This window comes from Ruminiclostridium herbifermentans (assembly GCF_005473905.2).
Classification (GTDB): Bacteria; Bacillota; Clostridia; order Acetivibrionales; family DSM-1351; genus Ruminiclostridium; species Ruminiclostridium herbifermentans.
The window spans coordinates 2,823,706-2,834,852 of record NZ_CP061336.1; the positions used below are offsets into that span (position 1 = coordinate 2,823,706).

The window sequence follows — 11,147 nt, forward strand, 5'->3', positions numbered from 1 at the left end:
ATTGCTCACATTAATATCACTTTCTCCTGACTTTTTGTTATGTAATTGTATGAGTTATTTTTCAATATACTCGTGTTAATCTTTAGCCTCACAAAAATCAAAGCTGCAATAGTCAATAACACCACCTATATACAGTGGATTTAGAAAATCCACTTATTCTACATATCTTTAATTTAACGGTTTTTAAAGGACAATACATATTTTATTTTGTTTAATTTTACTTTCATATTACTACTAATTTTATGTTTTGTCAATATTTGGATATATCTTTTTACTTTTTTTATATAATCAATTCCTTATAGGTATTCTCTAAACGTTACACCAGCACGTTTTACTAGTACTTGTTTTTCTGAGTTTCAATTCCTTATAGGTATTCTCTAAACATTGGAGGGAGTTTAATTTCCCGAAACGGTATGATGTTTCAATTCCTTATAGGTATTCTCTAAACTTAGTGTTGACCTCCAACTTTGCTCTTTCTCCTTTGGTTTCAATTCCTTATAGGTATTCTCTAAACTGAAAAATTTAAAAGGTACAGAAAAGATTTGTATAGTTTCAATTCCTTATAGGTATTCTCTAAACGCTTTTTTATTTACATATAATTATGCAGCCAACTAATGTTTCAATTCCTTATAGGTATTCTCTAAACTTCTTTCGGTTCTCTAATTTCACATTCAGTGTTGAAAGTTTCAATTCCTTATAGGTATTCTCTAAACGACTTTGATTCTATAAAAATGGTTAGAAAACAAAGTTGTTTCAATTCCTTATAGGTATTCTCTAAACCAGAACTAAAAGAGCTTATTAAATAGGAGGGATTGTAGTTTCAATTCCTTATAGGTATTCTCTAAACCTCTGAAGAAGAATACATTGACAGCCTGAAAAAATTGTTTCAATTCCTTATAGGTATTCTCTAAACTGTCTAGGTCTTTAATAGTTCCCCGAATAATATTATGTTTCAATTCCTTATAGGTATTCTCTAAACTTAGAAAAGGATATTATAAAGATTCTTATGATTATGGTTTCAATTCCTTATAGGTATTCTCTAAACGGATTTGAGAGTAAAGATCATCGAGCAGGATATATTATGTTTCAATTCCTTATAGGTATTCTCTAAACAGCAACATGCGACAGATACTGAGTTTACCCAAATTAGTTTCAATTCCTTATAGGTATTCTCTAAACCCACAATTACTTAAAATTATTGAGAGAGATGAATTTGTTTCAATTCCTTATAGGTATTCTCTAAACTAAGTTGGGATAATGCAGCACTATACACTGTAAAAGGTTTCAATTCCTTATAGGTATTCTCTAAACGATGCCTTTTTAATTGACTGTAAATTGCAGTTCCTTCGTTTCAATTCCTTATAGGTATTCTCTAAACAGCAGGAGACAATTGGGTAGGAATGAGAGTAATATAGTTTCAATTCCTTATAGGTATTCTCTAAACTCCTAAACAGAATTTAACAATAACTAATAATGAAAAGTTTCAATTCCTTATAGGTATTCTCTAAACATACTATGTATATACATAGTAGTATTGATTGGAAAGTTTCAATTCCTTATAGGTATTCTCTAAACTCAGAGGGAGGTTTATATTATGATTACAGTTGTATGTTTCAATTCCTTATAGGTATTCTCTAAACTTTGAATATAGTAATATATTAATATTTATCTGCTGAGTTTCAATTCCTTATAGGTATTCTCTAAACAAATGCCTTTAGCACCATTCATGTATATTGGTATATGTTTCAATTCCTTATAGGTATGTAAGCGTCAAATAGAAAAGCACCTTGACAAAACCTATCGAGCAGCACTATTACATGATTCTGGCACGTTAGATGGAAGTAAAAGTTCAAGTGCATTAATATTATTGTGAATATCCCAATTGGGAGCATTTTTGAAAATATACACAAGATAAGCATAAGGATTTAAGCCGTTCTCTTTTGCGGTCTCTATGATACTGAAAATTACAGCACTTGCCTTGGCCCCACGAGGTGTATTTGCAAAAAGGAAGTTTTTTCTGTCTATCACAAACGGCTTGATGGAACGCTCAGCACGGTTGTTGCTAATTTCTAGTCTGCCGTCAAGAAGATAACGCTCCAGATATCTACGTTGTTTAATCATATAATGAACTGCCTGTCCCAAACTGGTTTTGGGTGCAGGATTTAAAGATTTTAGCCACGCAAAAAATTCGTCAATCAAAGGCTTTGCCAGTTCCTGACGTTTTTGAAAGCGCTCATTCGAGTTTAATTTTTGTAAACTGCACTCAATATCAAACAGTCCATCGCAGTACCTCTTACCTTGGAGGGCTGCAGAGTTTTCCCTATCTTTTGTTGGAAGGACTTTGAGTGCTTCGTCCCATTTGCGTCTTGCGTGTGCCCAACATCCCACAACTGTAATTCCCTCAGGCAAATTGTGATATCCTTTGTATCCATCGGCATGAAGATATCCGCGGAAACCTTTGAGGAATTCTGCAGGATGCTTGGCTCGTCTATCTGGTTGGTATTCATATAACACAATAGGATGCTGTTCTTCACCACTTGTCCTATACATCCACATATAACTCTTGTTTTGAGCTGTCTTTTCAGGTTCGTGTAGTACTTGAAGCGTAGTCTCATCAGCGTGAAGTACTTCGCGTGTACAGAGTATTTCTCGTAATGCGTTATATACTGGCTCCAGCCAATCCTCGGAACATTTGAGCAGCCAGTTTGACATGGTTTGCCGTGATAAATATATTCCATTTCTACGAAAATCCTGCTCTTGTCGGTACAGAGGTGCTCCCATAACAAACTTTTGTGTCATTATTTGTGCTACAGCTTCTGGTGATGCAAAACTGCCCTTAATAACGGGATTGTCTACAGGTGCTTTAAGGATTGGAACCCCACAAGCATTTTTTTCACAATCTCGGCAAGCATATGTATACCTAACATGTTCTACAATAACTGCTTTTGCAGGTATCAGCTTTAATTCACGTCGGACATCCTTACCCATAATATGTAGAGCCTCGCCACATTCTGGACATTTTTGTTTATCCTTCGGAAGAGTATGCTCAACCACTTCCACAGGCAAATCCGGTGGAAGTCTATCGGCATTTTCTTTTGCTTTTTTGCGGTAATGGCGTTCTATTTCTACAAGCTCTGGCTCTGCCTTTGCTTCATCTGCAGTTGCTTCAGCTTCATTAAATAGGTTGATTTGGTCGTATTGGCTTTTTTCACTGGAAGCACCAAATTGATGATGTTTTGCAAGGCGCACCTGTTCCATAAACCAGTCTACTTTCTTTGAAAGCTCTGCAATTTGTTCTTTCATTGATATGTATTCAGATTTTGAAATTGTAATTTTTTCATCGTTTTTCATGTTCCTATTATATCATGAAAATCCATGAAAATCCATAGTTTCAGCTGTTTTACTCTGTTTTTATATAGCGGTGTTTGCTCTTATTTCCTGTCGCTTTAACTTTTGTGTGAGACGTGGACTTCCTAACAAGTATTCCATTTCTTCAGATGTAAGCATCATAGTTTGCTCATCTCCTGCTAATGGCCATTTGAAATGCCCTTTTTCCAATCGCTTAAAGTGCAGCCAAAAGCCATCCCCATCCCATTCTAAAATTTTTAATCTATCTCGATTACGATTACAAAATACAAATAGCGCCCTACCAAACGGATCAAGTCTAAAACTACCTTCGACTATTGCCGCTAGTCCGTTTATTGACTTACGCATATCTGTATATCCACAGGCAAGATATATTCGTTTGTCTCTTGTATTTAACATAGTTTCAACACCTTGCAGACACGTATAAATGCCGCTTCATTAAAGTCTACAGGTACAATAACTGTAAAGCCGTTAATTTCTACTTGTATTTCAGTATCTGTTGCTAAGGATGTCACTTCTGCCCATTTAGTTTCAACCTTTGTTTTTCTATTCCGACGAGAATTTTGCTCAGAAAGAAGACCAGCTTTCTTTAACCTACTAATCTTATCTGACATTGTAGAAAGATTAATATTATTCTCTGCACACCACGCTTTCAGTGTTTGACCACTCATGCGTTGCTGTTCATATAATTTAATCCATTCCTCATTAGTTCGTTTAACTGAGCCCATATACTCATACCCCCTTGGGCTCAGTTTATCATCCCAATACTATCATGTGTAGGTGTCCATTGGTTTGACGCTTACCAAAGAAACGTACTAGCACATATTTTATCAAATGTCATGATTTATTGCAGCAACTAAAGAAAGCAAAACTGGAAAACAGACTTGATGTAAGACTCAGACACTTCTGCCATTACAGACTACTTATCATTGATGAACTTGGCTACTTACCCATTGATAAAGAAGATTCTAATATGTTTTTTCAGCTTATAGATATGAGATATGAGAGAAAAAGTACCATTCTTACAACAAACATGAATTTCAACGAATGGGATGGTGTATTCTATGACGCAGTTGTAGCCAATGCAATACTTGACAGGGTATTGCACCATGCACATGTAATATCTATATCTGGAAAGTCATACAGATTAAAGGATCATATGAAGCAAGGAGAATAGTTGTACATAATTATTTAATACTTTTTATACATTTTTCCTTGACAGTTTATATGATAGACAGAAAAAACTTCCTTTTTGCAAATACACCTCGTGGGGCCAAGGCAAGTGCTGTAATTTTCAGTATCATAGAGACCGCAAAAGAGAACGGCTTAAATCCTTATGCTTATCTTGTGTATATTTTCAAAAATGCTCCCAATTGGGATATTCACAATAATATTAATGCACTTGAACTTTTACTTCCATCTAACGTGCCAGAATCATGTAATAGTGCTGCTCGATAGGTTTTGTCAAGGTGCTTTTCTATTTGACGCTTACGATGATAGATAGCCGCATTATTGGTTTAAATAGAGATGTTATAACAATATATTACTTCTACTTCCCTCATGATATTCTAAACTATCTTCTACTGTTATTTGATAATTACATTCTTTCTTTTCAAAAATGCTGTCTTAATAGGCACAAATGTATTTTACTTCATTCTTAAGGAAAATTATGTTACTTTATGAAAAAAATAATATACTTTATTGTTATTTATTTTCTCTTTTGGTAAATTAATGAAACTCCATGATAGATTTAGCGTGCTTATTAACACCTCGTCATGTCTCAGTCGAATTTTATATAGTGGTTATACATGTACAAATCTTAGGGGTATCTTTCACGATTCTATAACTAGGTTATCTATTTTCTAGCATTAGGCATCCCAAATCTTTTAATATATTAGACATTAGACTATGTTTACATCAAAAATTGAAGATTAGTGTTTTACAACCAATCTCTAGAGACTTTATGTAAGAATATCTTTTAGTTAGAAAGAAGTACCTCTTTTCTGTGCTGCTATACTCATTGTTACACAACTCTCTTCTCTTCTACTAAAAGATCATTTTAATTATAATAAACATAAATAAGTTCAACATTTGCTAAAATGAGAAATAAGTACACAACATAAATTAGCTATCTATATGGCGTAACAATGATAACAGAATTAGCTATCCAAGGAGATCCTTTCATTGTGTTCTTATGAATGAAGAAATATATATGCACTTACGAGAATTAGTTGGATTTTATGTCCAAATGGCATAAGTCCAACTTTACTTTAATACATTCAGATATACATCCTCCCTCAGATGAAAACCGCTGTCAATAATAACCTCATCCATATTATCCTTATTTACTGCAATTGGTTCAAGGGCTATATACTGAACATCATAGTTTCCATCATTAATGGTTTGAGCATTTTCTAGTTTTTTACCTTGAACAAGTTTAACAGCATATTCTGCTGCCTGCTTAGCAAGCTTATCTACTGGCTTATATACGGTCATCAATTGTGTACCTTCAACAATACGCTGACAAGCAGCTAAATCTGCATCCTGCCCCACTACTTTAACCTTATCAATCAGCCTTTTTTCAGACAATGCTCTAACTCCTTGTGTAGCCAAATCATCATTTCCAAACATTATTGCATCAGCTTTTTTTACCTTATCAACATTATCATAAATATAAGAAGCTGCCAACTCTGCCTTCCAATCATTCGCATATGCTATATCAATAATATAAATATTGTTTCTGTTCATTACATCAAAGAATCCTTGCTTGATAAGGGAAACATTATTATCCTTCGGTGAACCACAAATCATAAGAACACTTTTATTAGGAAGACCTGATGCAACCATTGCTTCAGCCATCATCCTGCCTACTTTTTCATTATCAAAGGAAATGTATAAATCAGCGTTTGCATTTTTTATTAATCGGTCATAAGAAATTACTTTTATACCAGCATTTTTTGCCTCTAATACTACCTTTGAAATTGCTTCCGAATCAATAGGAATAATAACCAATGCATCTATTTTCTTTTTAATAAAGTATTTAATTTGTTCCTTTTGCTTGTCTACATCACCATTTGCATTTTGTACATTGACTTCAGCACCTAATGCTTTAGCTGCTGAAACAAAAACATCTCTGTCAAGTATCCATCGCTCAATAATAAATGAATCAAAACACATTCCAATTTGAATCTTATTTTCTTCAACGTCTGGATTATCTGCACTTTTACTATCAGTTTTATTGCATGCAGAAAAAATTATCAAAGTCAATAATCCTAAAAAAACCAGAATTATTTTTTTTATATTTATTCTTGTTTTCATAATGGTCAACCCTTCTTTCTTTCTTTATAATCCGTTGGGGTTACCCCTACATTTTTCTTAAAAGAGCGACTAAAGTAATTGGGGTCTGAATAACCCACTTTGCTGCAAATTTCCTTCATACTATAATCAGTGTTTGCTAAAAGTTCCTTTGCCCTATCAATTCGAATGTTTGTTAAATAGTCAATAAAATTTACTCCTGTTTCTTCTTTAAAAATTTTACTAAAATAATATGGACTTATATCAACCTCTCTAGAAACGTCATCAAGAGATATTTGTTTATTATAATTACAATTGATAAATGCTTTTGCTTTTTCAATTACGTTAGTTGAACGCTCGCTCTTTTTGCTTACCATATTTAAACAAGATACTCTTATTTTTTCAATAAACCAATTACGGATTTCTTCCATTTCATTATTTTTTAAAAGCGATGGAAGATATTCATGTCTGGACAAAAATTCATAGGTCATACCGCCGCTTTCATAAACGATATGTTCACCCCACAAAACAAACTCCAGTACTTTTAATTTAACATCCATAATATACTCTGCATAATTAGCTGCCATCCAGTCAAAGAAACTGTTAGCAGCTATAACAGCTCCATTTATATCTCCTGCCTCTATACTCTCGAAAAGGGATTTTTCATTTTCAATGGGGTAATTTTCTTCATAAGCACATGAAATTGCCATATCGTCAACATGTGCAATCATCGTAGTGGTATGGATTAATGTATTTAGGGCCTCATTGTAAGACTCCATTGCCTCATTAATACTATGAACTGATCCTATGCCTATGCGAAAATTAACATTTAGTCTCTTTCTTAGCACACGAACCATTTCTCTTGCCTTATTAATAAGTTCAATTCTATCATTATAATCCATTTCCATATGATTGGTTGGAACAAAAACAGGAATTTTATTTGCCATAGCTGAACCCACAATGGAATGCATGCTGCCTTTAACAATTTCACGAACTATATTATAATTATTCTGTAGGTGAACACTTGCTCCTACAGCATTTGTCATATGGTTGCCTTCTTGCTCTTCTCCGCTTATAAGTACAATAAAATAGCCATATTTTTCTTTTATTTCAAGAAGCTTTTTATAATTCTCAACATCTTTTTTGAAATATTCATTAAACAGTATATTATTAATGAAACCATTTTCTATTATAGGTATAACGGTTTCTAACTTCTCACGAATTAGTAAATCTTTGCTTCTTTTTTCCCTTTCTTTTTCAATGATATCCATAGCTTTTTTAATAACTTGAATTATCTTGGTTCTTGCAACAGGCTTATTTAAATACTCTAGCACTCCCAAATTAATGGCATCCTGTGCATAATCAAATTTATCATATGCTGACAAAATTATAAAAATAGTATTTGAATAGAGTTCCTTTATTTCTTTTATAGCTTCAATTCCATTAATCCCAGGCATTTGAATATCCATAAAAGCAATATCAGGTCTGAAATTTTCTGCTAATTCTATAACACTGCGTCCTGTTTGAGCTGATTCAATAATACATTGATTGCCAAATTCCTTTTCGATAATAAAGCGTAATGAGTCAATAACTATTCCTTCATCATCAGCCAGCATTATTTTATACATCTGTACCTTCTCCTTTTGTGTTGTCCATTTGCGTATTCGATACTCAAGTTATTCTATATATTAAAATTTATAATTTGACACAATATATTTCTACCTTCTACACTTGATACACCTTGTCGCAAGGTATAACTATCAAAACCTCTGTACCCTTGTTTTCTCCTTCACTGATTATCTTTAAAACATCCTTTTTATCATAAAGCAGCCTAAGACGTCCTATAACATTATCCAGCCCAACACCATTGGAATTTGCAGACAAATCATCTGTTCTTAGTTTGCTGTTTATAATCTTATCAATCAGTTCCTGAGACATACCCACACCATTATCTTTTATACTTATACAAACATTATTGTCCTTGCCATATACAGATAACTCAATTAAGCCTTGCCAATCGATATTTCTGATTCCATAATTTATACTATTTTCTACAATAGGCTGCAAAATCATACTTGGCACATGGGCTTTGAGATACTCATTCTCAATATTTTTCTTATAATGAATTTTACCTGAAAAACGTACATTTAGAATATATATATAATTATCTATCAACTCAAGTTCTTCCTCAAGGGTTACTATATCATTATTTTTTCTAACATTATACCTAAAGAAATCAGCCACATGCTGGACATATTCATAGGTTTTGTCAGCTCCCTCCATCATTGCAAGTTGGGCTCCTGCGTTTAACGTATTAAATAGAAAATGTGGATTAATCTGAGCTTGCAGGTATTTAAGCTGTGCATCCTTAAGATGGTTTTGCATAAGTAATTGTTTTTCCTCCATTTTTCTCTCTTTGTTCATACCATCTTTAAGCTTTTCAATATAAATTTGTATACTTAATACCATTTTATTAAAAGCTGTACTAACAACACCTACTTCATCATTTGAATATACCTTTAATAATTCAATGTCAAAGTTTCCTTTAGCCACCTGATTAGCTGTACTAGCCAAAACCTTTAACGGATTTGTTATAGTTCTAGTCACCATAATAATCAAAATAACACTAAATAATGTAACAACTATCATAATAATAATATTTGTTGTCTCTATATACTGAAGAGATTCTGCAAGAACCTTATAATTAAAAGAGTTATTCTTGAATTGCTCATTATTCAGACTATATATATATATATTTATATAATTATATAATTTTGAAGCACTTTCATAGCGCACCTTATATTTTTCTACATTTCGTCCTCGTTTTGCTTCAATAGCCTGATTTGCTAGCTTTAAGTATTCTTCAGACATTGTTCTAATATTACGTTCCATTATTTTCATAGAATTATTAGTTATTTCAGAACTTGTATTACCTATTAGATTGGTATAATCCTGCTCATATCTGTAATAGTCATTTATGGAATCAGAAGTTTTTGTGTTCAGATAATCAGTAAGACTTACATGCATATCTTCAAGTGTATCAACTAGTTCATTTAATCTTATATTCCCATAGTATACTTGTTCTAGCTGATTGACCATTGTATTCACATTAAAATACATAAACATATTCACAGTTAATATAATCAGCGATGTTGTAATGAACACCGTAATTAATTTACCTTGAATAGTACTATTCTGAATTCTGTTTTTTATTCTAATCATTAATCGTCTCATCAGTGTCTCCCAAGTAATCTTTTACATTATCGGCAGTAATTACTGAAATGTTCACATCAAAATATGCATTAACATGTCCTGTTTTTTTATACTCTTCTAATGCCTTAACACAGTTCATACCAATTTGCTCGGTATCTACAGTAATGGTAGAATAAATTACATTACGATCAATAGCCGTTAAAATGGTATTTGTATCATGATACCCAATTATATTGGTTTTACCAACCTTGTTGTAATCTACTACTCCCTGATAAACACAGGTTGTATTTATTTCATCCATACATATTATTATATCAGGAATATTTTCTTCTTTTATGAAAATGTCTCTAATAGATTCTTCTGCAGCAAAAGGTGCATTATTACTAATAGCAACAGTTTCTAATTCTATGTTTTCTTGATATTCACTATTCTTAATACTATCCTTTATACCTGAAAAAACAATATTTTGCATATTGTTATCTGAATTTTTATTCATTAATACCAAAACAGTAGTTTTTGAAGACTTGCTTTTGCCGCCATAAAGTTTTTTTTGGATGTTACAAACCTGTTGACCATATGCTAAGCCAAGGTTATAACTGTTAACTCCTATAAAGCTTTTTCTTGTACTGATATTATTATCGCTTACTGCTGTAATGACAGGAATATTAGCATCATTTGCTTCATTGATTAATTCTGTCATTTCTGCACTTTCATTGGCCTCCAAAATAATTCCATCAACTTTAGAATTAATAGCTATTCTCATAAGGTCTGCAGTGGAGTATTCCATACTTAAATTATTCCCCAGCATTTCTATATAGCTATTTTTATCTAAAGCATCCTTCGCTCCTTCAAACACGCTTTTCCAAAAATATGACTTTCTATTATTAGATATAAGCACATAATAGTTGTCAAATGTATCGTAATTCTCTCCTATAAGTTCTATCTTATTATTTTCTGTAAGCTTATTCAAATATACTAAACATCCCACAGTTAATAAGAGCATGCAGCTAACAAAGCACAATGATATAATTAAAATAGTTTTGCTGTTATCTTTAGAGTTCGAAAAACGTTCTTTATAAATATTTCTTCTGTTCATTGTTTATCTCCATGACTGATTCAAAAACATGGAGGACACCTCCTCCTTATGTAATCTAATAACGCATATAATCAAGATGAATTTTTCGATACAAAACTTTCAAAAAACATCTATGTTTTTTTGGCTCGAAAATTCACCTTGTTCGTATTTACTTTATTTCCAGTTATTTCATTTAGCG

At 32.5% G+C, this 11,147-nt stretch carries 7 protein-coding genes, 2 pseudogenes and 1 CRISPR repeat array; of the genes and pseudogenes, 2 read left to right on the forward strand and 7 right to left on the reverse strand.

Translation table 11 applies throughout. The features are described from left to right. Positions 1-285 precede the first annotated feature (285 nt). A CRISPR array of direct repeats spans positions 286-1,706; the repeat unit is 30 nt; unit sequence GTTTCAATTCCTTATAGGTATTCTCTAAAC. Between the two features lie 91 nt (positions 1,707-1,797). The 3 genes from tnpC to tnpA are packed head-to-tail and all read right to left on the reverse strand — an operon-like array spanning position 1,798 to position 4,094. Then, entirely contained in the window at positions 1,798-3,351 is a 1,554-nt protein-coding gene (tnpC, locus tag EHE19_RS11525) for an IS66 family transposase (protein WP_190530276.1), read from the reverse strand. Positions 3,352-3,411: 60 nt separating this feature from the next. After that, the gene (gene tnpB, locus EHE19_RS11530) at positions 3,412-3,765 is read right to left on the reverse strand and encodes an IS66 family insertion sequence element accessory protein TnpB (RefSeq protein ID WP_137699309.1); all 354 of its coding nucleotides are present in this window, start codon (positions 3,763-3,765) and stop codon (positions 3,412-3,414) included. Continuing rightward, positions 3,759-4,094, reverse strand: coding sequence for an IS66 family insertion sequence element accessory protein TnpA (tnpA, locus tag EHE19_RS11535; protein ID WP_190530278.1), 336 nt, complete (start codon positions 4,092-4,094; stop codon positions 3,759-3,761). The genes tnpB and tnpA overlap by 7 nt, the downstream gene beginning before the upstream one ends. 77 nt (positions 4,095-4,171) lie before the next feature. Here tnpA and EHE19_RS11540 point away from each other — a divergent pair. Both EHE19_RS11540 and EHE19_RS20145 read left to right on the forward strand, forming a co-directional pair. Further along, positions 4,172-4,543 (forward strand): annotated as a pseudogene (locus EHE19_RS11540) (ATP-binding protein); the annotation flags it as partial. A gap of 47 nt (positions 4,544-4,590) precedes the next feature. After that, positions 4,591-4,740, forward strand: a pseudogene (locus EHE19_RS20145) (transposase domain-containing protein); the annotation flags it as partial. 891 nt (positions 4,741-5,631) lie between these two features. On the opposite strand, the gene EHE19_RS11550 reads toward EHE19_RS20145, so the two are convergent. The 4 genes from EHE19_RS11550 to EHE19_RS11565 form a co-directional block, all read right to left on the reverse strand. Further along, on the reverse strand, positions 5,632-6,684 hold the full coding sequence (locus EHE19_RS11550; protein WP_137698709.1) for a substrate-binding domain-containing protein: 1,053 nt from the start codon (positions 6,682-6,684) through the stop codon (positions 5,632-5,634). A 5-nt stretch (positions 6,685-6,689) separates the two neighbouring features. Continuing rightward, the gene (locus EHE19_RS11555) at positions 6,690-8,288 is read right to left on the reverse strand and encodes a response regulator transcription factor (RefSeq protein ID WP_137698708.1); all 1,599 of its coding nucleotides are present in this window, start codon (positions 8,286-8,288) and stop codon (positions 6,690-6,692) included. Between the two features lie 97 nt (positions 8,289-8,385). After that, positions 8,386-9,894: a sensor histidine kinase gene (locus EHE19_RS11560; protein WP_244648213.1), complete on the reverse strand. Its 1,509-nt coding sequence runs from the start codon at positions 9,892-9,894 to the stop codon at positions 8,386-8,388. After that, a complete protein-coding gene (locus tag EHE19_RS11565) occupies positions 9,875-10,969 on the reverse strand; it encodes a substrate-binding domain-containing protein (RefSeq protein ID WP_137698707.1) in 1,095 nt (364 codons plus the stop codon). Before EHE19_RS11565 ends, EHE19_RS11560 begins: the two co-directional genes overlap by 20 nt. Positions 10,970-11,147 lie beyond the last annotated feature (178 nt).